Here is a 23,070-nt window from a genome sequence, read left to right as displayed (position 1 = left end):
CATAGTTCTCGGCATGCCGCACCGCCCCGTCACCCCCGCACGCGCCGCCATCGAGCTGGCGCTGATCGGCGTGACCGGGCTCTGCGTAGCCGACATCCACTGTTGCTGACGCCCACCCGCGCGCCCCTTCGTTGATCCTTCGCGCCCGGGTACTCCGTCGTCGTTCATTCGCGCGGGCGCAGCACTCTCTCTTCTTTTGAAGACCCATGACCTCTTCATGGGCCGAGGCAGACGTCCGCGTCCCGTTTGCCCCAGCCCGGCAGCCATCGAGAGGTTCTCAGTCCCATGCGTCAGATGTCCGGAAACGTCGCAAGAGCGGCAGCGATAGCCGTGGTTCTCGCCGTGGGCGCTGTCGCCTGCGGCCCCGACGACAGCGGCGCCAAGAACGCCGGAGGTGCGGACGGCAAGCCGCAGAAGGGCGGCACGCTCTCCGTCCTCAACAACGAGCCGCAGACCGACTTCGACCCGGCCCGGCTCTACACCTCCGGCGGCGGAAACGTTCCGTCCCTGATCTTCCGTACGCTCACCACCCGCAATCGCGAGGCGGGCGCCGCGGGCACCAAGGTCGTCCCCGACCTCGCCACCGACACCGGCAAGCCCAACGCCGACGCCACGGTGTGGACGTACACCCTCAAGGACGGCCTCAAGTACGAGGACGGCACGCCGATCACGACGGCCGACATCAAGTACGGCATCGAGCGGTCCTTCGCCGCCGAGCTCTCCGGCGGCGCGCCCTATCTGCGCGACTGGCTGGCCGGCGGCGCCGACTACCAGGGCCCGTACAAGGACGGCGGCAAGGGGCTCGCCTCCATCGAGACGCCCGACGCCAAGACGATCGTCTTCCATCTGAACAAGCCCGAGGGCGAGTTCCCCTACCTCGCGACCCAGACCCAGTTCGCGCCGGTCCCCAAGGCCAAGGACAAGGGCACCAAGTACGAGGAGCACCCCGTCTCGTCCGGCCCGTACAAGGTCGTCAAGAACGAGAACGACGGCGAGCACCTCGTCCTGGAGCGCAATCCCAACTGGTCCGAGGCCACCGACTCCCAGCGCAAGGCCTACCCGGACAGCATCGACGTCCGCTCGGGCCTGGACGCCTCCGTCATCAACCAGCGCCTCTCCGCATCCCAGGGCCCGGACTCGGCGGCCGTAACCACCGACACCAACCTCGGCCCGGCCGAGCTCGCCAAGATCGGCGGAGACAAGGCGCTCAACGCGCGCGTGGGGACCGGCCACTTCGGCTACACCAACTACATCGCCTTCAACCCGAAGGTGAAGCCGTTCGACAACCCGAAGGTGCGCCAGGCCGTCGCGTACGCCGTGGACCGCACCTCGGCCGTCAACGCGGTCGGCGGCTCCTCGCTCGCAGAGCCCGCCACCACCTTCCTGCCGAACCAGAAGGCGTTCGGCTACACCGCCTACGACCACTTCCCGGCCGGTGACTCGGGCAACGCGGCCAAGGCCAAGGAGCTCCTGAAGGAGGCGGGTTACGCGGACGGCCTCACCGTCACGCTCACCCACTCCAACGCCAAGGGCGGCCCCAAGGGCCCCGAGGTCGCCACCGCACTCCAGGACGCCCTGAAGAAGGCCGGCATCACGGTCAAGCTCCAGGGCCTGGAGGCCAACGACTACGCCGACACCGTCCAGAGCGTCGGCAAGGAGCCCGGCTTCTTCCTGCGCGGCTGGGGCGCGGACTGGCCGTCCGGCGGCCCGTTCCTCGCGCCGATCTTCGACGGCCGCCAGATCGTCAAGGACGGCGCCAACTTCAACACCGGCTTCCTCGACGACCCCTCGGTCAACAAGGAGATCGACGAGATCAACAAGCTGACCGACCTGTCGGCGGCCGCCCCGCGCTGGGGCGCGCTCGACAAGAAGATCGGTGAGCAGGCCGTCGTGGTCCCGCTCTTCCACCCGGTCTACAAGCGGCTCGTCGGCAAGGACATCAAGAACGTCGTCATCAGCGACTGGACCGGTGTGCTCGACATCTCCCAGGTCGCGGTCAAGTAGTCATGACCGAAGCCCTGTTGGCTTCCGACGCGGGAGCGGCCACCGCGGTCGCTCCCGCTTCCGGGGCCCGTCAGTTCTGGCGGCGGCTGCGCGCCCAGCGCGCCGTGACCGTCGCCGCCGTCGTCTTCGCGCTGCTCGTCCTCGTGGCGCTCGCGGCGCCCTTGCTCACCGCCCTGGAGGGGCAGGACCCCAACACCTTCCACCCCGGCCTCGTCGACTCGGCGGCCGGCGGTGTGCCCAAGGGCTCCTTCGGCGGGATCAGCGCCGAGCACTGGCTCGGCGTCGAGCCCCAGACCGGCCGCGATCTGTTCGCGCGCATCGTGTACGGGGCCCGGGTCTCGCTCGGCGTCGCCTTCATCGCCACCGTGGTCCAGGTGTTCATCGGGGTGAGCCTCGGCCTGCTCGCCGCCCTCGGCGGGCGCTGGGCCGACCAGGTCATCAGCCGCTTCACCGATGTGGTGGTCGCGCTTCCGCTGCTCGTCATCGGGCTCGGCCTGATCGCCGTCGTCCCGGACTCGGTGCCGCGCCCGGTGCTGATCACCCTGGTCATCGCGGTCGTCGGCTGGTCCGGCACCTCCAAGATCGTGCGCTCCTCCGCCCTCGCCCTCAAGTCGCTCGACTATGTCTCGGCGGCCCGGCTCAGCGGCTGGGGCCGCCTGGCCATCGCCCGGCGCGAGCTGCTGCCCGCGCTCGCGGCGCCCGTCATCACGTACGGCGTGCTGCTGGTGCCCGCCAACGTCTCGATCGAGGCGGCCCTGTCGTTCCTCGGCGTCGGCATCAAGCCGCCCACCCCGTCGTGGGGGCAGATGCTCACCGAGGCCAACACCTGGTACCAGTCGGCGCCCACCTATCTGCTGCTGCCCGCCGGCTTCCTGTTCGTGACCGTGCTCTCGCTGACCGTCGTCGGCGAAGGCGTGCGCACCGCGCTCGACCCCAGGGCCGCCTCCCGGCTCAAGGTCGGCGTCAAGTCCCGTAAGGAGGCCGCGAAGTGACCGGCTTTCTGCTGCGGCGGATCAGCGGCGCGGTCTTCGTGCTGCTGGCCCTGTCCGTCGTCGTCTACCTCGTCTTCTACGCCGCCCCCGGCAACGTCGCCCAGATCGTCTGCGGCGAGCGCTGCTCCCCGGCGCAGGTCGCCCAGGTGCACGACCGTCTCCAGCTCGGCGATCCGCTCTACGTCCAGTACTGGCACTTCCTTGAGGGCCTGTTCGCCGGCCGTGACTTCTCCTCCGGCATCGGCGTCGTCCACTGCGACGCGCCCTGCCTGGGGCTGTCGTACCGCCAGGACTCGCCGGTCACCGACATCCTGCTGAACAAGCTGCCGGTCACCGGGTCGCTGGTGATCGGGGCGTTCGTGCTGTGGATCATTCTTGGTGTCGGCACCGGGCTGCTCTCCGCGTGGAAGCGCGGCTCGGCCGTCGAGCGCGTGCTGACCGGGCTCACCCTGGTCGGTTTCTCCACGCCGGTCTTCGTGATCGGCCTGGTCCTGATCATCGTCTTCTGCTCGACGCTGGCCTGGCTGCCGTTCCCGCAGTACACCCCGTTCTCCGACAACCCGGAGCAGTGGTTCTGGGGACTGCTGCTGCCGTGGATCTCGCTGGCGCTCATCGAGAGCGCCAAGTACGCGCGCCTGGTGCGCAGTTCGATGCTGGAGACGCTGGCCGAGGACCATGTGCGCACCTTCCGCGCGTACGGGCTGACCGAGCGGGCCATCGTAGGCAAGCACGCCCTGCGCGGCGCGCTGGCCCCCGTGATCGCGCTCAGCGCGCTGGACGCGGGCTCGATGTTCGGCGGCGCGGTGCTCACCGAGTCGCTCTTCGGCATCCAGGGCATCGGCAAGCTCCTGGTGGACTCGGTCCGCCAGGTCGACCTGCCCATCGTGGTCGGCGTCGTCATGGCGACCGGGTTCTTCGTGGTACTGGCCAATGCCGTCGCGGACGCGCTGTACGCGGTGGCGGACCGACGGGTGGTGCTGTCATGACCGAGCCCCTGGTGGAGGTCGTCGACCTCGGCATCTCCTTCGGCGAGACGCGGGCCGTGGACGGCCTCTCCTTCAGCCTGGCGCCGGGCGCCGCGCTCGGCGTGGTCGGCGAGTCCGGCTCCGGCAAGAGCGCGTCCGCGTACGCGCTGCTCGGACTGCACCGGGGCACCGGCGCCGTCGTCGAGGGCAGCGTCAAGGTGGCCGGAACCGATGTCCACGAGGCCTCCGACGCCGAACTGCGGCGGCTGCGCGGGGGAGTGGCCGCGATGGTCTTCCAGGACCCGCTCTCCTCCCTCGACCCGTACTACGCGATCGGCGACCAGATCGCCGAGGTGTACCGGGTGCACCGGGGCGGCTCGCGCAAGGCGGCACGCGCGCGTGCCGTCGACGTGCTCGACCGCGTCGGCATCCCGGACGCGGCCCGCAAGGCGCGCTCGCGCCCGCACGAGTTCTCCGGCGGCATGCGCCAGCGCGCGCTCATCGCGATGGCGCTGGCCTGCGAGCCGAAGCTGCTCATCGCCGACGAGCCGACCACGGCCCTGGACGTCACCGTCCAGGCCCAGATCCTCGACCTGCTCCACGGGCTGCGCCACGAGACCGGGATGGGCCTGCTGCTGGTCACCCATGACGTGGGCGTCGCGGCGGAGAGCGTGGACGACGTCCTGGTGATGCGGCAGGGGCGCGCGGTCGAACGCGGACCGGTGCGCGAGGTGTTGGGCGCGCCCAAGGCCGCGTACACCAAGGAGCTCCTTTCGGCCGTGCCGCGCCTGGACGCGCCGAAGGCGGCGGGCGAGGCTACCGCCGGGGAGCCGCTGCTCGAAGCCGTCGACCTGCGCAAGGTCTTCGGCCGCGGCAAGACGTCGTTCACCGCCGTCGACGGCGTCTCGCTCACCGTGCGGCGCGGCGAGACGCTCGGCGTGGTCGGCGAGAGCGGCAGCGGAAAGACGACGCTCGGCCGGATGCTGGTGGGTCTGCTCGACACCACGTCGGGCTCGATCCGCCGCGAGGGCACGGCCGTCCAGATGGTCTTCCAGGACCCGGTCGCCTCCCTCAACCCCAGGCGCTCGATCGGCGAGTCGGTCGCCGACCCGCTGCGGGCCTCGGGCGTACGGGACGAGAAGCGCATCCGCGCGCACGTGGGCGAGCTCCTGGAGCGGGTCGGCCTCGACCCGGACCGCTACGACCGCTACCCGCACGAGTTCAGCGGCGGCCAGCGCCAGCGGGTCGGCATCGCGCGGGCGCTCGCCGCCGAGCCGCAGCTGATCGTCTGCGACGAGCCGGTGTCCGCGCTCGATGTGACGACCCAGGCCCATGTCACCGAGCTGCTCGCCGAGCTGCAGCGCGAACTCGGGCTCGGGCTCGTCTTCATCGCGCACGACCTCGCCGTCGTACGCCAGGTCAGCGACCGGGTCGCGGTGATGCGGCAGGGGCGGATCGTGGAGGAGGGCGCGGTGGACGAGGTCTACGGCTCGCCTCAGGACCCGTACACCCGGCAGCTGCTCGCCGCCGTCCCGACGGTCGACCCGGTGCTCGCGGCGGTGCGCCGCGCGGCCCGCAAGGAGCTGCGCGAGCAGGGCGGCGGGCAGAGCCGTGATGAACTGGCCGCGGCCTGACGCTGGGTGACTCTCCTGCCCCGTAGCGCGACAAAACGCGACCGGGGAGCGAAAGTTACGTGCATTCACCCCTTCCGGTGGCGCGATGGACAACCGTCCATCGCGCCACGGTCGTATCCGCTTACGTTCTTCCCGCTGCGAGTCGCCGGGGCAACGGCGGCCGCCCACAAGGGAGATCGGGGGTGCGTTGCATGCGGATCGGACTGCTCACGGACGGCGGATATCCGTACACGACCGGCGAGTCCAGGCTGTGGTGCGACCGGCTTGTGCGCGGGCTCGCGCGGCACGAGTTCGACATATACGCGCTGAGCCGCACGGCGGCCCAGGAGGAACGCGGCTGGGTGGCCCTGCCGCCCCACGTCCGCCGGGTGCGCACGGCCCCGCTGTGGTCCCCGGAGGAGTGCGCCAACCCCCGCTTCGCCCACCGCAGTTACGGCCGCCGCGAACGCACCCGCTTCGCGGGGTGCTTCCGGGAGCTGGCGGGGGCGATCTGCGGGGACGGGGCCGGGACGGGCCTCGGTGCGCTCTCCGTACGGGGCACGCGGGGCCGCAGCGCTGCGGCCGGGCTCGCCGCCGACGCGGCCCGCACGTTCGGCGAGTTCGGGCTCGCGGCGGGCGGGGGCGGGATGATCGGCGTGGCGGGTCCCGGTGCGGACGCGGCCGACGCCGAGGCGCCTTCCGTCCCCCTGACCGGCGCGTCACGGTTCGCCGAGGGGCTGTACGGGCTCGCCGACCTCGCCCGCGAGTGCGGCGGGCTGCACACCGCGCTGCGCTCCGAGACGGCCGTGCGCGTCCTTGAGTCCGCCTGCCGCGCACCCGGCGCGAGCCGCGCCGTGCAAGCCGCGCGCGTCCCCGACTACCTTGCCTTCGCCGACCTCCTGGAACGCGCCCTGCGGCCGCTCTCGCTCGACTGGTACGACGCGGCGAGCCTCGGCGACGTCGACCTGTGCCATGCGGCGGGCGGTGGCTCCGCCGCCCTCCCCGGTCTGCTGGCCAAACGCTTCTTCGGGGTTCCGCTGCTGGTCACCGAGTACGGCGTCCAGCTGCGCCGGCAGTACCTCGCGGCCCGCGAGGCGCGCGTCCCCGTACGGGCGCTGCTGGCCGCCTTCCACCGGCGGCTCGCGGCCGAGGTGTACGACCGGGCCGCGCTCATCACCCCCGGCAACACCCACACCCGCCGCTGGCAGGAGAAGTGCGGCGCGGACCGCGCGAAGCTGCGCACGGTGTACCCGGGGATGGCCGCCGACCGCTTCCAGGCGGTCGGCGAGGGCCCGTCCGGCGGCGACCCCGGCACGCTGGTCTGGGTCGGCCGCATCGACCCCACCAAGGACCTCATCGCCCTGCTGCACGCCTTCACCGAGGTCCGCCGCAAGGAGCCGGACGCCCGGCTGCGGATCTTCTACGCGGGGGCGGCGTCGGGGTCCGGAGCAGTGGGGTCCGGTGAGTCCGGCGCGGCCTCGTACGACGTGGGCGGGCAGGGGAGCGGCATCGGCTCGGCCCCGTACAGCGCGGCTTCGTACAGCGCCGCCCATGGGTACGCCTCGCCGCACGGCTACGGCGCGGGTGCGGGGTTCGGCGGGCTCTCTCCCGAGTCGGCCGCCTACCTCGCCCACTGCCGCGCCCTCGCGGCCCAGCTCTTCCCCGACGAGGCCGCCGACGCGCACGCGGTCGGCGACAACCCGGTCTCCTTCGAGGAGATCGGCGGCCCGGAGGCCCCGGACCTGGCCGACGCGTACGCGTCCGGCAGCGTCGTCGTCCTCTCCAGCGTCGTCGAGGGCTTCCCGATCAGCCTGGTCGAGGCGATGTTCTGCGGCCGGGCCACGGTGTCCACGGACGCGGGCGCGGTGGTCGAAGTCATCGGCGGCACCGGGCTCGTGGTGCCGCCGCGCAACCCCCGCGCGCTCGCGGACGCGTGCGTGGCGCTGTTGCGCGACGCCGAGCGACGTGAACGCCTCGGCGCCGCTGCCCGTGCCCGCGCGCTCGAACTCTTCACGGTCGAGCAGAACCTCGCGGCATTTCGCGGCATTTACCTGGAGCTGATGTCGCACTGCCCGGTCCGCCGCGAAGAGCTCGACGACAGCGCCGACCCGGTGCCGTTCGCGCACCCCGCCGAGGCCCATGTCCCCGGCAGTTGGGCCACGTCGGGCACCGCCTCCCCGTCCGCCGGGCACGCCCCCAGCTGGGCGGACCCGGGTACGCGCGCGTGGCGGACGCCCGGTGCGGGCGCGGCCCGCGACACCCTGGGGGATGTGGACCGGGACTCGGTTGTGGCCGCCGGGTCGACGCTCCCGGCCGACCCCGACAGTCGTAACGGATCCAGCCACTCCGCTACTTGGGACTCTGGCCTCTCCCGCCCCACACCCGGAGACTCGGCCCCGAACATCGCGGGTCCGACCGACCCCGACCCCGGCCACGCGGACGTCCGTCCGCCACTCTCCCCGCCGCCCCTCTCCTCGCTCTCGTCCGACATCGGCCGCTCCGGCTCCGCCCGCGCCGAGGAGGCGACTCGATGACCATTCCCCCCACGACCCGCCCGGCGGACGGCCCCGCCGACAGCGACATCCCGCGCGCCCCGGAGAGCGCCGGTGCCTGGGACATCCGCTCGGAGGCCCTGCTCACCGACCCGCCCCCGAAGCGCAGCACCGGCCCCCGTCGGCCCCGCACCCCGGCACGCGTCTCCGACTCCCTTCTCCCGGCGGCGGGTTCGCCCTGGCGGACGACGGAAGTGGAGTCTGCGGAAGAGTCGACCGATGAGGCCCCGGCAGCACCGCCCATCGAACCGGCGGAGTCACGTGATCCGGCCAAGTCATCGGCACCGGCCGAGACACCCGGACCAGCTACACCGGCCGAGCCCGAGCGCCCCGCGTCGCCCGCGAAGCCCCGCACCCGGCGCGGCCCCGCCGACCCCGTCAAGGCCCTCATGCACCGCCACCGCGAACTCTGCGAGCGGGCCGTCGACCCGTTGGAGATCGCGGCCGGTCTGGAGGCGCACGGGATGACCGACCGGACCGCCGCCCGCTTCCGGCACCGGGACGTGTTCTCGCTCGCCGAGGAGCTCTACGCGCGCGTGCCGCGCGGCACCGAACCGCCGGGCGGCGACGTGGAGTTCGCGCCCCAGAGCGCCGGGCGGACCCTCCGGGTGCTGCGCTCACTGCTGCCCGGCGCGCTGTGCGCCCTGTCCGTGACGGCCGCCCGCCTCACCGTCGGCCATGTGCGCCTCTCCGTAGTGGCCGCCGGGACCGCCGCGGTCGGCGCCGCCCTCGTGTACTCCGTGCGGCGCGGTGCGCTGCGTGCCGGGCGCGGTGCCGGGCTCCCGTGGGCGCTCTGGCTCGTCGCGTACGCCGTCGTCGGCGACGGACTCCTCAACGCGCTGCTCGCCGGCGGCCCGTCCGGCGCGCCCGGGCAGGGCTGGGCCACCGACCCGGCGGCCGCCGTCGGCCTGACGCTGGCCGTCGCGCCCGCCACCTGGTGCGCCCGCCTATTCGCCGTACGGGCCCGCCGCTCCCTCGCCACCAGCCGCGGCCTCCAGGAGTTCGCCGGACGCGCCCGCCCGCTGCTGCTCGGCGCGGCCGCCCTCTTCCTGGCCGCCCTCACCTCCGTCCTGCTGATCGCCCAACTCGCGTACGGGCACGGCTCGTTCGCGTCCGCCGCCGCACCCGGCGCCTTGCTCTTCCTGGCCCGGCTGCTCGCCCTGCACGGCTTCGCCTCCACGGCCGTCGCCGGGCTGCGGGCGGCCGCGTGCGCGGAGGCGGCCGCCCTCGGCCTCGTGCTCGCCGGGCGCCTGCCGGGCTGCGGTTTCCTCGCCCGGCCGGTCTCCGCCGCCGTCGCGGCGGGCGGCGCCGCAACCGTTCCGGCGGCGCTCTGCGCCGTCGCGGCCCTCGCCCTGCTCGTCCGGGCCACCGCGGTCCTCGCCCGCGCGTCGGCCCACTCGGAACGCCCACCGACCCTCTGACCCGCACTACACGCATTGACGCGCACTGATGCCCGAAGGAGAAAGAGACACATGACCGCCCTGCCCCCGGCCTCCTGCCGCCCGCACGGAAAGGCCGCGCGATGAGGGTGCTACTGCTCGGTGCCAACGGATATCTGGGCCGTTTCGTCGCCGACCGCCTGCTCGCCGACCCGGCCGTCCAGCTCACCGCGCTCGGGCGCGGCGACGACGCCGACGTACGGTTCGACCTCGCCTCCGGCAGCCCGGGAGCCCTCACCCGCTTCCTGGACGCCGTCCACCCCGGGGTCGTCATCAACTGCGCCGGAGCCACCCGGGGCGGCGCCCGCGAACTGACCCGGCACAACACCGTCGCCGTCGCCACCGTCTGCGAGGCTCTGCGCCGCAGCGGCTGCGGCGCCCGGCTCGTCCAGCTGGGCTGCGCCTCCGAGTACGGCCCCTCGCAGCCCGGCTCGTCCACCGCCGAGGACGCCGTGCCGCGCCCCGGCGGCCCGTACGGCGTGAGCAAGCTCGCCGGCACCGAGCTCGTCCTCGGCTCCGGCCTGGACGCCATCGTGCTGCGGGTCTTCTCGCCGGTCGGCCCGGGCACCCCCGCCGGATCCCCGCTCGGGCGGCTCGCGGAGGCGATGCGCCGCGCCATGCAGTCCGGCGACGGCGAGCTCAAGCTGGGCGGCCTCGGGGTGCAGCGCGACTTCGTCGACGTACGCGATGTCGCGCGCGCGGTGCACGCCGCCTCGCTCTCCGCCGCCCAGGGCGTCGTCAACATCGGCACCGGCCGCTCGGTGAAGCTGCGCGACGCGGCCGCCGTACTGGCCAGGGTCGCCGGATACGGCGGCGCGCTGCACGAGCTGGACGGCCCGCCCGGGCTGCGGCCGGGCGTCATCGGCGCCCCCCGCCCGTCCGCCGACGCGGTCCTCGAGCACCTGGCCGCCTCCCCGGCCCCGTACCCCGACGGCTGCGGCAGCTGGCAGCAGGCGGACGTCCGCACCGCGCGTGACCGGCTCGGCTGGCGGCCGCGGATCAACCTGGAGGAGTCCCTGGCGGACATCTGGATGGAGGCGGCGTGCCGCATCTGACCACCACCGGCGCCCTGTGCGCGGCGACCTCGGGCAGGCTCGGCTTCGGCGTCCCCGGCTGCGCCCACCCGCTGGTCGCACCGGTCGAGTGGGCCGAGCTGACCCGCCCCGGCACCCCGCTGCACTGGGCCGTCCTGAACGTCGCCGACGGCCCCGGCACCCGCGCCGACCCGCACTGCCTGGAAGCCGCCGGAAAACTACGCAACGCGGGCGTGCGGGTGCTCGGTCACCTCGACACCGCGTACGGCACCCGCTCCTTCGGCGAGCAGATCTCCGACGCCCACCGCTTCCTCGACTGGTACCGCGTCGACGGCTTCCTGCTGGACCGCTGTCCCACGGACCGGGACGCGCTGCCCGAGGTGCGGCGCACGGTGTCGGCCCTGCGGGCCCTGTGCGACGGCGCCCACCTGGTCCTCGGCCAGGGCACCCACCCGTATCCCGGTTACGTGGAGAGCGCCGACCAGCTGGTCACCTTCACCGGGCCGTGGAGCGAGTACCGGTGGTCCCAGGTGGCCGAGTGGACCGCCGACTACCCGCCGGAGAGCTTCTGCCACTTCGTCCACGGGGTGCCCCGCACCCACCTCGAAGAGGCCCTGCGCATCGCCCGCTGGCAGGGCGCGGGAACGATCTACTTCACCGACCGCGGCGACCGAGGGGGACAGATCGACCCATTCGAGACACTGCCCGGCTACTGGGACGAAATCGTCTCGCGGATCGGACCGGGTATCTCGGAATGAGAAGCAGCGTGGCAGTGTTACGGGGAGAACAACCGTACTGACATACCGACCGACGGAGTTTCCGTGTCGCTGCCACCCTTGGTAGAGCCGGCTGCCGAGCTCACCGTAGACGAGGTCCGCAGGTACTCGCGCCACCTGATCATCCCGGATGTCGGGATGGACGGCCAGAAGCGGCTGAAGAACGCCAAGGTGCTCTGCGTGGGCGCCGGCGGCCTCGGTTCGCCGGCCCTGATGTACCTGGCCGCCGCCGGTGTCGGCACGCTCGGCATCGTGGAGTTCGACGAGGTCGACGAGTCGAACCTGCAGCGCCAGATCATCCACAGCCAGGCCGACATCGGCCGCTCCAAGGCGGAGTCCGCCAAGGACTCGGTGCTCGGCATCAACCCGTACGTCAACGTGGTCCTGCACGAAGAGCGGCTCGAAGCCGAGAACGTGATGGACATCTTCGGTCAGTACGACCTGATCGTCGACGGCACGGACAACTTCGCCACCCGGTACCTCGTCAACGACGCGTGCGTGCTGCTCAACAAGCCGTACGTGTGGGGCTCGATCTACCGCTTCGACGGCCAGGCCTCGGTCTTCTGGTCCGAGCACGGCCCCTGCTACCGCTGCCTCTACCCGGAGCCCCCGCCGCCGGGCATGGTCCCCTCCTGCGCCGAGGGCGGCGTCCTGGGCGTGCTCTGCGCGTCCATCGGCTCCATCCAGGTCACCGAGGCGATCAAGGTCCTCACGGGCGTCGGCGACGCGCTGGTCGGCCGCCTGATGATCTACGACGCCCTGGAGATGCAGTACCGCCAGGTCAAGGTCCGCAAGGACCCGAACTGCGCGGTCTGCGGCGACAACCCGACCGTCACCGAGCTCATCGACTACGAGGCCTTCTGCGGCGTCGTGTCCGAGGAGGCCCAGGAGGCGGCGCTCGGCTCGACGATCACTCCCAAGCAGCTCAAGGAGTGGATCGACGCCGACGAGAAGATCGAGATCATCGACGTCCGCGAGCCGAACGAGTACGAGATCGTCTCGATCCCGGGCGCCAAGCTGATCCCGAAGAACGAGTTCCTGATGGGCAACGCCCTCCAGGACCTCCCGCAGGACAAGCGGATCGTGCTCCACTGCAAGACCGGTGTCCGCTCGGCCGAGGTCCTCGCCGTACTGAAGTCCGCGGGCTTCGCGGACGCGGTCCACGTGGGCGGCGGCGTCATCGGCTGGGTCCACCAGATCGAGCCGGACAAGCCCGTCTACTAGGCCTGTTGGCCTTCCCCGGCGACCAGGACATTTGTCCTGCGGGACCCGGGACGGTTCTCTCTGCCGGGCACAGTGCCCCCTGAGCGAAGCTTTCTCTTGTCAGCGAGAGAGCGCACGCGAAGGGGGCACTGTGATGAGCACGGTGGCAATCGAGAACCAGGTCCGCACGGTCGGAACCGAGGCGCAGGCGGAGACCGGGGCGCAGGCGGGGATCACGGCGCAGCCGGAGATCAAGGGCCTGCCCACCTGGTACTTCCCGCTGGTCGGCTGCTTCGCCGGGGTCTTCGACATCGCCCGTGCCTACCCGGTGATCTACTGGCTGATCCCGGTCGTCGCCGCCTTGAACATCGTTCTCACGCTCACCGTGCTGCGGGCCCGGATGCGCTACATGAAGGCGCTCTGGAAGAACAAGCGCACCCGCCTCCTCGCTCTCGGCCTGCTCGTCCTCCGCTTCGCGGTCCGCTTCGGCCTGAGCCTGGCGGGACTTGCGATGGGCGCGGCGAGCGGCAGCCTCACGGTGGGCATCGTGATGGCCGTCCTCGGCACCGCGATGGCCTGGGGCGACCAGTGGCTGATCCTGCGCACCCTGAAGCGCGCCCAGGCCTGACACGGCTTGCCGAACGCCCCGCTAGGAGCAGACGGTCCCGGCCGCCGGGGCCTTGCCGTCCAGCAGATAGGTGTTCACCGCGTTCTGCACGCAGGTGTTCTTGCTGTTGTACGAGCCGTGGCCCTGCCCCTTGTACGTCAACTCCACGCCGACGCCCGGGCCTAGCTTCTCGACCATGTGCTGCGCGCCCGCGTACGGCGTCGCCGGATCGCCCGTGTTGCCGATGACGACGATCGGCGCCGCGCCCGGTGCGCTCACGTCCGGCGTGCTCCACTGGCCCGGCACCGGCCAGGAGGCGCAGCCCATGAGACCCCAGCCGAGGAAGTCACCGAAAACTTCCGACGCCTTGCGGAACTCCGGCAGCTTGGCCTTCGTTTGGTCCAGTGAGTAACGATCCTTGAAATCAGCACAGTTGACGGCCGTGTTGGCGGCCTGGATGTTGCTGTACGTGCCGTCCTTGGCCCGGCCGTTCATCGCGTCCGACAGGGCGAGCAGGAGGGCGCCGTCCCCGCCCTCCGCGTCGTCCACGCCCTGCTCCAGGAGCTGCCAGTACTCCTTGGAGTAGAGGGACTGCGCGATGCCGTTGGTCGCCTCGGTCTGGGTGAGCAGTCGCGGGCCGCTGCCCGGGATGGGCTGCTTGTCGAGGTCGGCGAGGAGCTTGACGATGCCCGCCTCGACCTCCTTCACGGTGGCCCCCTTCAACCGGCACTTGTCGCCCCGGTTCACGCAGTCCTGGGCGAAGTTGTCGAGGGCGAGCTGGAAGCCCTTGGCCTGGCCGAGCGCGCCCTGCTCGGCGGTGCTGGTGGGGTCGACGACGGCGTCGAACACGGCCCGGCCGACGTTCTCGGGGAACAAGTGGGCGTACACGCCGCCCAGTTCGGTCCCGTAGGAGATGCCGAAGTAGTACAGCTTCTTGTCGCCCAGGACCTGGCGCATCAGGTCCATGTCGCGCGCGGCGCTGGTGGTGCCGACATGGGGCAGGACCCGCCCCGAGTTGGTCTGGCAGGTCGCGGCGAACGCCTTCGTGTTGTCGACGAGGCTCTTCTCCTCGGCCGCGTCGTCGGGTGTGGAGTCCTGGGCGAAGTAGCGGTCGAGCTGACTGTCGCTCTCGCACTGGACGGGCGCGCTGGAGCCGACGCCGCGCGGGTCGAAGCTCACCAGGTCATAGCGGGTCCTGAGCTTTTCGTAGTCGTTCGCGGCGGCGGGCAGGGTGGTCACCCCGGAGCCGCCGGGACCGCCGAAGTTGAAGATCAGCGACCCGATGCGCTTGTCCTTCTGGGTGGCCTCGGCCCGGATGAGGGCGAGCTCGATCGTCCCGGCGGAGGGCTTGTCGTAGTCGAGCGGCACGCGCATGGTGGCGCACTTCCACTCGCCCCCGCCGGGCGGCGGCGAAGGCGCGTCCCCGCTGCCCTCCGCCTGGGAGGGCGCTGCGCACTTCTTCCAGCTCAGCTTCTGGGAGGCGAGCTTCGACGGCTTGGCCGGGGACGACTCCTTGGTCCCGCCGCTGGAGCAGCCGGTGGCGGCCAGCAGGGCGACGGCGGTGGCGGTGGCGAGAGAGGCGGCACGCAGAGCGGCGGAGTTCTCCATCTCTCCATCGTGGGCCCGCCGGCCGGGACCCGCGCGCATCCGCAGGCCATGCGGGTGGCCGGATGGCGCACGCGAGGGTCACGTACGCCCGCGCGTCAGCTCAGAGCTCGCCCCTGCGCGTCAGGTAGTTGAAGCACAGCCACCCCGGGAGCACCGGCAGCCAGAACGTGAGCAGCCGGTAGAGCAGCACGGCCGAGGCCGCCGTCTCGGCCGGCAGACCCGCGAAGGTCAGCGCCGTGGACAGGGCCAGCTCCACCGCGCCGACACCGCCCGGCGTGGGCGCGGCCGACCCCAGCGCGTTGGCGGTCAGGAAGACCACCGCCACGCTCGCGTAGCTGAGGGTGTTGTCGCCGGAGCCGAAGGCGCGGATCGACGCGTCGAGGCACATCACGAAGGTGCCGGTGATCAGCAGTATCCCGCCGATGCCGGTGAGCAGCTTCTGCGGACGCTGGAGCACATCGAGCATGCGCGGCACGACACCGGCGAAGAGCGAGCGGACCCGGGTGACCACGAACTTCCGCAGGAAGGGGATGGCGGTCACCACCAGGATCAGTACGGCCGCCGTCAGCAGACCCGCGATGACCGTCCGGGAGGGCGACAGGTCGGGCGTCTTCTCGGTGCCCGTCACGTAGCCGAAGACGAGCAGCAGCGAGATGTGCGAGGCCAGCCCGAACAGCTGGGAGGCGCCCACACTGGCCACGGCGAGCCCCGGCCGCACCCCCGCGCGCTGGAGGAACCGCGTATTGAGCGCGACACCGCCGACGGCGGCGGGGGCGACGAGCTTCACGAACGACCCCGCGACCTGGGCGATCACGGCCCGCCCGAACGGCACCTTCTCGGGCACGAAGCCCAGCAGGCTCGCCGCCGCCGCCGGATAGGAGAGCGCCGAGAAGAGCACGGCGGCCGCCACCCAGCCCCACTGCGCGTTCGCGACGAGGTCGCCGAACTGGATGTGGGTGATCTGCACCAGCAGGTAGTACGCGGCGATGGCACCGGCGACGAACGTCAGCAGCGTCTTCACCTTGATGCGTTCGAGCCGCACCGGCTCCACCGGCGCCTGCGGGCGGATCAGCAGCACCTGACGGCGGATCTGGGTGAGCAGATCGTCCTCGCGCGCGTTCTCCAGCGCCTCGTCGATGGCCTCCTTCTCGGCCTTCTTCTCGGCGCGCACGGCCTTGCTCTCGGCCCGTCCCGCCTTTCGCTCGTCGTCCGCGCCGACGGCCGTCGCGCCCGTGACACTCGCCTCTATGCCGTTCGCCGCCTCGGTGTCGCGCTGCCGGGCCGCGGCGGCCTCGGCGACGCGGGCCTCCTTGGCCGCGAGGGACGCCTCGATGACGGCCTCGCGCTCGCGCTGCGCCTGCTCGCGCGCCAGCTTGCGCAGCGTCGCGCGGGTGGAGCGGCTCAGCGCGATCGGCTGGAGCAGCGGGAGGCTGTCGGCGACGGTGTCCGGGCCGAGCACGTCCACCGCTGCGGCCACCGCCCGCTCGGCGCCGACCCGCAGCCCCAGGGTGACCAGCAGCTGGGCGATGTCCATCCGCAGCACCACATCGCCGGCCGCGATCTCGCCACCGCGCAGATCCGTCAGGATCACGGTGCCGGAACGATCCACCAGAATCGCGTCCCCCGCGAGCCTGCGGTGTGCGATGCGCCGCGATTTGAGCGCCCGCACCTGGCGCCAGGCACTGCGCATCAGCTCGTCGGTGATCTCCTCGTCGCCGAGCGAGTCCAGGGAGCGGCCGCCGGTGTGCTCGTACACGAGCATCACGGCGTCCGGGCCGAGTTCGGAGGTGGCGATGAGCTTGGGCGCGTTGGCCCCGGCGGCGATCGCCGCGTACGCGAGCAGCGCCTCCTGCTCCAGGGCCTGGCGCAGCGACTGGATGGAACGGCGGGTGCTGATGGACCGCAGCGTGAGCCGGCGCCACACGCGGTAGAAGAAGCCCTGCGCCTGCTGTTCGCGGTCGACGACGGTGACGTCGAGCGGTGGCGCGTCCTCCAGCGTGACGAAGTAGCGGCGGCCCCGGTCGCCCTGCTCCATGGAGTCCGGGACGTCCTCCGCGCGCATCGCGGTGAGCGGCCGGAAGCCGACGTTGCGCAGCCCGGCGAGCAGGGTCTGGCCGGTGGGCCGGACGTTCGGCGACCCGACCGCGTACAGCGTTCCGTACGCGACGGTCCAGCCGATCAGGACCGTGACCAGGATCGAGAACGGGGTCGTCTGGCCGCCGACGAGGACGGCGAACGAATTGAGCAGCAGAACCGCCCACAGGGCGACGCGCCAGCGTGGTCTGCGGGCCATGCCGACGGCCGTCATATAGGCGATGACCGGCGCGAGATAGCCGTGCACGGGGTCGGTGAGCCCGCCCGTGCCGGACGGCTGGGTGAGCGCGTCGGTGATCGACTCGGGCGCCGATTTGGCCACCCACAGGTCGGTCGCGAGGGCGACCCCGTGGGCCAGGACCGCCGCCAGCACACCGTCCGCGATGCGCAGCCCGTCGCGTTTGATCAATCGCTCGATGGCGAACGCGACCGGCAGGATCAGCACCGCGATCGAGGACACCAGCCCGGCCAGCCGGATCAGCACGTCCGGTGCCTGGTCCGAGCCCTTGCTGATGTCCTGCTCCAGGCCGGACGTGGTGTGGTGGGCGATCGCGGCGATGGTGAGGACGATCGCGATGGCGAGGATGCCGCTGATCAGCCGCACCAGGTCGGAGGGGCGGTGCACGCGCGCGGGGAGCAGCGGCTCGTCCACGGAGACGCGGTCGATGGAGGCGGTGGCCTCACAGCCGTCGAGGCCGGCGCCCTTCTTCGCACCCGCCGAGGCGGCCGTGGCGCCCGCCGGATGCCGGGGAGCCGTCGCACCGGACGCGGGCGTCCCGGTGGGGCCCGGCGCGGGCACGGACGTGGCGCCGGACGCGGGTACGTCCGGGCGCGCCCCCGCCTCCGGGGTGCTGCTGGCCGCCGCTTCGGGTGGCTGCACGCCCCGCTCCTTCGCCGTCTGGTCCGCTGTCTCGTGGTCCGCTGTCTCGCCGGTCTGGTCTTCCGTCCGGTCTTCGTGCTCTCGTATCACCGGTCACCGCCCGGATGATGGTGGCATGACCAGGCCCCCCAGGGGGGCATCAGGGTGCGTCGAGGGGGCGTACGCGGTGCGGTACACGCCCTACAGCCATAGTGCGCGCGGTGTGCGGGAGCCTGCTCCCGGCTCCACTGTCGGTGGCGTACGGCAGGATGAACAGGGTGAGCGATGAGCTGCCGGAACTCCCGGAGTATGCCGAACGGGTCCTGGACGTCGCCGAGCGGATCCCGCCGGGCCGGGTGATGACGTACGGGGACGTCGCCGAATGGCTCGGCGAGGGCGGGCCCCGCCAGGTCGGCCGCGTCATGGCGCTCTACGGCGGCGGTGTGCCGTGGTGGCGTGTGGTGCGCGCGGACGGCGCGCTGCTCCCGGGCCACGAGCTGCGCGCGCTCGGGCACTACCGGGAGGAGTCCACCCCGCTGCGCGAGGCGAGCCGGTCCGCCGAGGGGCATCTGCCGCGCCTGGACATGCGTCGCGCGCGCTGGGACGGCGGCGGAGCGGACGAAGCGGGGAGCCGGGACGGCGCCGGGCATGAGGACATAGCCCTGGCGGCGGGCGCAGAGCGCGAGGTCGGCGGCGGGGCGGCTCATATCTGACAGCTTCGACCATCGGGCGCCGGCGGGGGCGGCCACAGGCCCGTACGGATGACTCGCCGCACGACGGCTCCGCTTCGGCGTACCGTCGAGGGTCGGCACGGGCATCTTCCCCACCGTCACCACCAGCACACCCACCAGGACCGGCGATCCACGTGAGCTCCTCCCCTTCCACCGGGCGTACGACGTACCCGCAGGTACGACGGCGGTCCGCCGGCGCGTACCGACTGGTGCGTACCCCGCCGAGCCCCGTGGATCCCCCTTTGCTGGACGCACGCCAGCGGGCGGTGGTTGACCATGCTCACGGGCCGCTGCTCGTCCTTGCCGGACCCGGCACCGGCAAGACCACCACACTCGTCGAGGCGGTCGCCGCGCGCGTGGCCGCCGGTGCAGACCCCGAGCGGATCCTCGTCCTCACCTTCAGCCGCAAGGCGGCGGTCGAGCTGCGCGACCGGATGGCGCTGCGCCTCGGCGGTACGCGCGGACCGCAGGCCACGACCTTCCACTCGTACTGCTACGCCCTGGTCCGCGCCCACCAGGACGCCGACCTCTTCGCCGAACCGCTGCGCCTGCTGTCCGGCCCCGAACAGGACGTCGCCGTCCGCGACCTGCTGGCCGGCCACCTCGGCCTGGAGAAGGCGGGCCTCGACCACGTCCGCTGGCCGGACGAACTGCGCGCCTGCCTGACCACGCGCGGCTTCGCCGACGAGGTGCGCGCGGTGCTCGCCCGCAGCCGCGAACTGGGCCTGGACCCGGACTCGCTGGCCGCCTTCGCCCGCCGCACCGGCCGCCCCGACTGGCGTGCGGCGGCGGGCTTCTTGGCCGAATATCTCGACGTCCTCGACCTTCAGGGCGTATTGGACTACGCGGAACTGGTCCACCGGGCCGTCCTGCTCGCCGAGCGCGGCGGCCGCTTCGGCACGTCGTCCCACGTCTCCTCCTCCGCACCGCACGGCGCCTGGCTTGCCGATGCGTACGACGCCGTGTTCGTGGACGAGTACCAGGACACCGACCCGGCTCAGGTCCGCCTGCTGCGGGCCCTGGCGGGCGATGGCCGCACGCTGGTCGCCTTCGGCGACCCGGACCAGTCGATCTACGCGTTCCGGGGCGCCGACGTCAACGGGATCCTTGACTTTCCGGACACGTTTCGGCGCGTCGACGGCGCTCCGGCGCCGGTCGAGGTCCTGACGACGTCGCGCCGCTCGGGCGCCGGGCTGCTCACCGCGACCCGGCTGCTGACCCGGCGGATGCCGATGCCGCGGCTGCCCGCCGAGAAGGTACGGGCCCACCGCGAGCTGACGGCGGTACGCGCGGGGGGCCGGGTCGAGGCGTACACCTACCCGACTGCCTCCGCCGAGCTGGAGAACATCGCCGACATCGTCCGCCGCGCCCACCTGGAGGAGGGCGTCCCCTGGCACGAGATCGCGGTCCTCACCCGAGCGGGCACCCGCGCCCTGCCCGCCCTGCGCCGCGCCCTGACCTCGGCGGGCGTCCCGGTCGAGGTGGACGGCACGGACGTTCCGCTGCGCCATGAGCCCGCGGTGACGCCCCTGCTGTCCGCCCTGCGGGCGGTGGCTGCGGCGGCGCTGTCCTCGCCGCCGCAGGCAGTGGAGGGACCGGCTTCCGTCGAATCCGTGTCCGCGGCCGGCTTGGAGAGCGAGCCGCAGGCCGGGGCTCCCGGCCCGGACGACAGCACGTCACAGGCCGACGCCCCTGGTCCGGACGACGTCGCCGCGCCCACCCGGCTTGACCCCGAAACCGCCCTCGACCTGCTCACCTCCCCCCTCGGCGGCATGGACAGCGCCGACATCCGCCGCCTGGGCCGGGCCCTGCGCGACGAGGAGCGGGCGGCGGGCAACCGGGTGCCGCCGCCCTCCGACGTCCTCCTCGCGCGTGTGCTCGCCGAGCCCGAGCGGCTCGTCGCCCACGACCCCGCCTACGCCCGCGGCGCCCAGCGCCTGAGCGCACTGCTCCGCAAGGCCCGTGAGCTCCTGGAGGGCGGCGGCACGGCCGCCGAGGCCCTGTGGGAGCTGTGGAGCGGCACCCCGTGGCCCCAGCGGCTTGAGCGCGCGGCCCTGCGCGGCGGCCCCGCGGGCCGCAACGCCGACCGCGATCTCGACGCGGTGTGCGCGCTGTTCGACACCGCCGCGCGCGCCGAGGAGCGCACCGGCGGCCGGGGCGCGCTCAACTTCCTGGAGGAGGTCGACGCGCAGGACATCGCCGCCGACACCCTCACCCGGCGTGCGGCGCGCCCCGACGCCGTACGCCTGATGACCGCCCACCGCTCCAAGGGCCTGGAGTGGAGCCTGGTCGTCGTCGCGGGCGTCCAGGAAGGGCTCTGGCCCGACCTGCGCCGCCGCGGCTCGCTCCTGGAGGCCGACCGCATCGGCCGCGACGGACTCGCCGAACCGCTCACCCCGGGCGCCCTCCTGGCCGAGGAGCGCCGCCTCTTCTACGTCGCCGCCACCCGCGCGCGCGACCGTGTCGTCGTGACCGCCGTCAAGGCCACGGCCGACGACGGCGACCAGCCCTCCCGTTTTCTCGCCGAGCTCGGCGAGGAGCCCAAGGACGTCACCGGCCGTCCCCGCCGCCCCCTCGCCGTCGCCGCCCTGGTGGCGGAGCTGCGCGCCACCACCGTCGACCCCGACGCCTCGCCCGAGCTGCGGGACGCCGCCGCCCGCCGCCTCGCCCGCCTCGCCGCCCTGGCCGACGACGAGGGTCAGCCGCTGGTGCCCGCGGCCCACCCGTACCGCTGGTGGGGGTTGAACGAGCCGACGCGTTCCGAGGTTCCCCTGCGCGACCGCAATCACCCGGTCGTGCTCTCCGGCAGCGCGCTCGATCAGCTCGCCAACACCTGTGCTCTGCAATGGTTCTTGGGGCGCGAGGTGAAGGCGGACGCGCCCGCCACCGCCGCGCAGGGCTTCGGCAACGTCGTGCATGTGCTCGCGGACGAGGTCGCCTCCGGGCGTACACCCGCGGACCTCGCCGTACTGATGGAACGGCTCGACTCGGTGTGGGACGCGCTCGCCTTCGACGCGCCCTGGAAGTCGCTCCAGGAGAAGAACAACGCGCGCGTGGCGCTGGAGAGGTTCCTGCGCTGGCACACCCTGGACCGCACCGGCCGCACGCCCGTCGCGACCGAGCACGACTTCGACGTGACGCTGGAGGCGGGCGAGTACGAGGTCCGCATCCGTGGCTCGATGGACCGGGTCGAGCAGGACGAGGCGGGCCGCGCCTACGTAGTCGACTTCAAGACCGGCAAGCAGGCGCCCACCGCCAACGAAGTGGCCGCGCATCCGCAGCTGGCGGTCTATCAGCTGGCGGTTGCCGAGGGCGCGGTCGACGAGGCGTTCGCGGGCGGTCGCCCGGCCCCCGGTGGCGCCGAACTGGTCCATCTGCGCCAGGCCGCGCCCAAGAAGGAGGGCGGCGAGGCGTACCCGAAGGTCCAGGCCCAGGAGCCGCTGGCGGGGGAGTGGGTCGGCGACCTCCTGGCCACCGCGGCGGGCCGCGTCCTGGACGAACACTTCACCCCGAACCCGGGCCAGCACTGCACAACCTGCACCTTCCGTACGTCGTGCTCGGCGCAGCCGGAGGGGCGACAGGTGCTGGAGTGACGTTTGAGGACTGGGGGCCGCTGTATTGACGGGGGCACGCCAGTCGCATGATGTCTCCGGTTCATCAGTCGTGAGGAGACGTGCATGCGGGTCAATCGGAAGTTCCTGGTCGCCGCGGTGGTCTGTACGACCGCTGTCACCGGTCTCGCGGGCTGCGGCGGCAAGGACGGTGACGGCAAGGCCAAGGACGTTTCCGACGCCAAGAAGCCGACGGCGTCCGCGACGCCCGCCGACACGTTCGCCGCGATGACCGCCGACGCGATCGCCGACAAGGCGGTCGCCACCACGAAGGCGGCGACCTCCTTCAAGGTGACGGGCGAGGGACTGTCGAAGGGCGAGCGCATGAGGATCGACCTCACGCTCAACCGCCAGGGCGACTGCACCGGCAAGATCGCCATGAAGGGCGGCACGGCCGAACTGCTGAAGTCCGACGCCAAGTCCGTCTACATGAAGGGCGACGAGAACTTCTACCGGGCGATCGCCAAGCAGGACCACACGCCCGCGCGGCAGGCCGACGCGATGGTCGAGATCCTCAAGGGCCGCTGGATGAAGCTGCCCGCCGACGCGGTCAAGTCCAAGGGCACGGGCCGCAGCACCTCCCCGGACGGCGGCCTGGCCAAGATGTGCGAGGTCACCGGCCTCGTCCAGTCGATGGACGACAACCCGGGCGAGCGTACGGGGATGACCAAGGGCGCCGACACCGTCGTCGGCGGTGTGCCCGCCGTCACCCTCACCAAGACGAAGACCGACGGCCGCACCCTCACGATGTACGTCGCCAAGCAGGGGCCCGCATATCTGCTCAAGGTCGACGACCGAAGCGGCAAGGACCCGGGCACCATCACCTTCGCTGATTACGACAAGCCCGTCACCATCACGCCGCCGCCCTCCGACCAGGTCCTCGACCTGCAGAAGATGGGCATGAAGCCGGGCGGCGGCTCGGGATCGGGCGGAACCGGCGACCTGAAGGCCTGACGACGCCGAGGAGCCCACCGCTGCGGGC

The 23,070-nt window shown here is 72.5% G+C and carries 15 protein-coding genes and 1 pseudogene; 14 read left to right on the top strand and 2 right to left on the bottom strand.

Annotated features, from left to right (window positions below):
* Positions 1-13: 13 nt before the first annotated feature.
* The 11 genes and pseudogenes from ACT1U9_RS10045 (at position 14) to ACT1U9_RS09995 (ending at position 13,206) form a co-directional block, all read left to right on the top strand.
* Positions 14-109, top strand: a complete 96-nt coding sequence (locus ACT1U9_RS10045) for an Ms4533A family Cys-rich leader peptide (RefSeq protein ID WP_317453741.1) — start codon at positions 14-16, stop codon at positions 107-109.
* A gap of 176 nt (positions 110-285) precedes the next feature.
* Positions 286-2,004, top strand: coding sequence for an ABC transporter substrate-binding protein (locus ACT1U9_RS10040; RefSeq protein ID WP_444537997.1), 1,719 nt, complete (start codon positions 286-288; stop codon positions 2,002-2,004).
* Positions 2,005-2,006: 2 nt separating this feature from the next.
* Positions 2,007-2,996: an ABC transporter permease gene (locus ACT1U9_RS10035; RefSeq protein ID WP_444537996.1), complete on the top strand. Its 990-nt coding sequence runs from the start codon at positions 2,007-2,009 to the stop codon at positions 2,994-2,996.
* Positions 2,993-3,982 (top strand): ABC transporter permease, encoded by a 990-nt coding sequence (locus ACT1U9_RS10030; RefSeq protein WP_444537995.1) that lies wholly within the window; start codon positions 2,993-2,995, stop codon positions 3,980-3,982. Before ACT1U9_RS10035 ends, ACT1U9_RS10030 begins: the two co-directional genes overlap by 4 nt.
* On the top strand, positions 3,979-5,595 hold the full coding sequence (locus tag ACT1U9_RS10025) for a dipeptide ABC transporter ATP-binding protein (protein WP_444537994.1): 1,617 nt from the start codon (positions 3,979-3,981) through the stop codon (positions 5,593-5,595). The genes ACT1U9_RS10030 and ACT1U9_RS10025 overlap by 4 nt, the downstream gene beginning before the upstream one ends.
* 191 nt (positions 5,596-5,786) lie before the next feature.
* Positions 5,787-7,742, top strand: a pseudogene (locus ACT1U9_RS10020) (DUF3492 domain-containing protein); the annotation flags it as partial.
* 362 nt (positions 7,743-8,104) lie between these two features.
* Complete coding sequence (locus ACT1U9_RS10015; protein WP_444537993.1) at positions 8,105-9,547, top strand: hypothetical protein; 1,443 nt, start codon at positions 8,105-8,107, stop codon at positions 9,545-9,547.
* A 101-nt stretch (positions 9,548-9,648) separates the two neighbouring features.
* Entirely contained in the window at positions 9,649-10,620 is a 972-nt protein-coding gene (locus tag ACT1U9_RS10010) for an NAD-dependent epimerase/dehydratase family protein (RefSeq protein ID WP_361430607.1), read from the top strand.
* Positions 10,608-11,357, top strand: a complete 750-nt coding sequence (locus ACT1U9_RS10005) for a spherulation-specific family 4 protein (protein WP_444537992.1) — start codon at positions 10,608-10,610, stop codon at positions 11,355-11,357. Before ACT1U9_RS10010 ends, ACT1U9_RS10005 begins: the two co-directional genes overlap by 13 nt.
* Positions 11,358-11,420: 63 nt before the next feature.
* The gene (gene moeZ, locus ACT1U9_RS10000) at positions 11,421-12,599 is read left to right on the top strand and encodes an adenylyltransferase/sulfurtransferase MoeZ (protein WP_444537991.1); all 1,179 of its coding nucleotides are present in this window, start codon (positions 11,421-11,423) and stop codon (positions 12,597-12,599) included.
* Positions 12,600-12,732: 133 nt separating this feature from the next.
* Positions 12,733-13,206: a hypothetical protein gene (locus tag ACT1U9_RS09995; protein ID WP_444537990.1), complete on the top strand. Its 474-nt coding sequence runs from the start codon at positions 12,733-12,735 to the stop codon at positions 13,204-13,206.
* Between the two features lie 21 nt (positions 13,207-13,227).
* On the opposite strand, the gene ACT1U9_RS09990 is transcribed toward ACT1U9_RS09995, so the two are convergent.
* A complete protein-coding gene (locus tag ACT1U9_RS09990) occupies positions 13,228-14,793 on the bottom strand; it encodes an alpha/beta hydrolase (RefSeq protein WP_444537989.1) in 1,566 nt (521 codons plus the stop codon).
* Positions 14,794-14,893: 100 nt separating this feature from the next.
* Complete coding sequence (locus tag ACT1U9_RS09985) at positions 14,894-17,767, bottom strand: lysylphosphatidylglycerol synthase transmembrane domain-containing protein (protein ID WP_444537988.1); 2,874 nt, start codon at positions 17,765-17,767, stop codon at positions 14,894-14,896.
* A 248-nt stretch (positions 17,768-18,015) separates the two neighbouring features.
* On the opposite strand from ACT1U9_RS09985, the gene ACT1U9_RS09980 reads away from it, so the two are divergent.
* From ACT1U9_RS09980 to ACT1U9_RS09970, 3 genes are all read left to right on the top strand, one after another.
* Positions 18,016-18,459, top strand: coding sequence for an MGMT family protein (locus ACT1U9_RS09980; protein WP_444537987.1), 444 nt, complete (start codon positions 18,016-18,018; stop codon positions 18,457-18,459).
* Between the two features lie 227 nt (positions 18,460-18,686).
* Positions 18,687-22,070, top strand: coding sequence for an ATP-dependent helicase (locus ACT1U9_RS09975; RefSeq protein WP_444539057.1), 3,384 nt, complete (start codon positions 18,687-18,689; stop codon positions 22,068-22,070).
* Positions 22,071-22,154: 84 nt separating this feature from the next.
* Positions 22,155-23,042, top strand: coding sequence for a hypothetical protein (locus ACT1U9_RS09970; protein ID WP_444537986.1), 888 nt, complete (start codon positions 22,155-22,157; stop codon positions 23,040-23,042).
* Positions 23,043-23,070: the final 28 nt, after the last annotated feature.

It is taken from the genome of Streptomyces sp. BR1 (assembly GCF_052373795.1).
Lineage (GTDB): Bacteria > Actinomycetota > Actinomycetes > Streptomycetales > Streptomycetaceae > Streptomyces.
Note: the sequence above shows the minus strand (reverse complement) of the source record. Positions and strands in the feature narration are given on the sequence as shown.

Coding starts and splice junctions, on each gene's coding strand:
- ACT1U9_RS10045 (WP_317453741.1), top strand. CDS start 14: ATGCCGCACCGCCCCGTCACCCCCGCACGCGCCGCCATCGAGCTGGCG.
- ACT1U9_RS10040 (WP_444537997.1), top strand. CDS start 286: ATGCGTCAGATGTCCGGAAACGTCGCAAGAGCGGCAGCGATAGCCGTG.
- ACT1U9_RS10035 (WP_444537996.1), top strand. CDS start 2,007: ATGACCGAAGCCCTGTTGGCTTCCGACGCGGGAGCGGCCACCGCGGTC.
- ACT1U9_RS10025 (WP_444537994.1), top strand. CDS start 3,979: ATGACCGAGCCCCTGGTGGAGGTCGTCGACCTCGGCATCTCCTTCGGC.
- ACT1U9_RS10015 (WP_444537993.1), top strand. CDS start 8,105: ATGACCATTCCCCCCACGACCCGCCCGGCGGACGGCCCCGCCGACAGC.
- ACT1U9_RS10010 (WP_361430607.1), top strand. CDS start 9,649: ATGAGGGTGCTACTGCTCGGTGCCAACGGATATCTGGGCCGTTTCGTC.
- ACT1U9_RS09995 (WP_444537990.1), top strand. CDS start 12,733: ATGAGCACGGTGGCAATCGAGAACCAGGTCCGCACGGTCGGAACCGAG.
- ACT1U9_RS09990 (WP_444537989.1), bottom strand. CDS start 14,793: ATGGAGAACTCCGCCGCTCTGCGTGCCGCCTCTCTCGCCACCGCCACC.
- ACT1U9_RS09980 (WP_444537987.1), top strand. CDS start 18,016: ATGAACAGGGTGAGCGATGAGCTGCCGGAACTCCCGGAGTATGCCGAA.
- ACT1U9_RS09970 (WP_444537986.1), top strand. CDS start 22,155: ATGCGGGTCAATCGGAAGTTCCTGGTCGCCGCGGTGGTCTGTACGACC.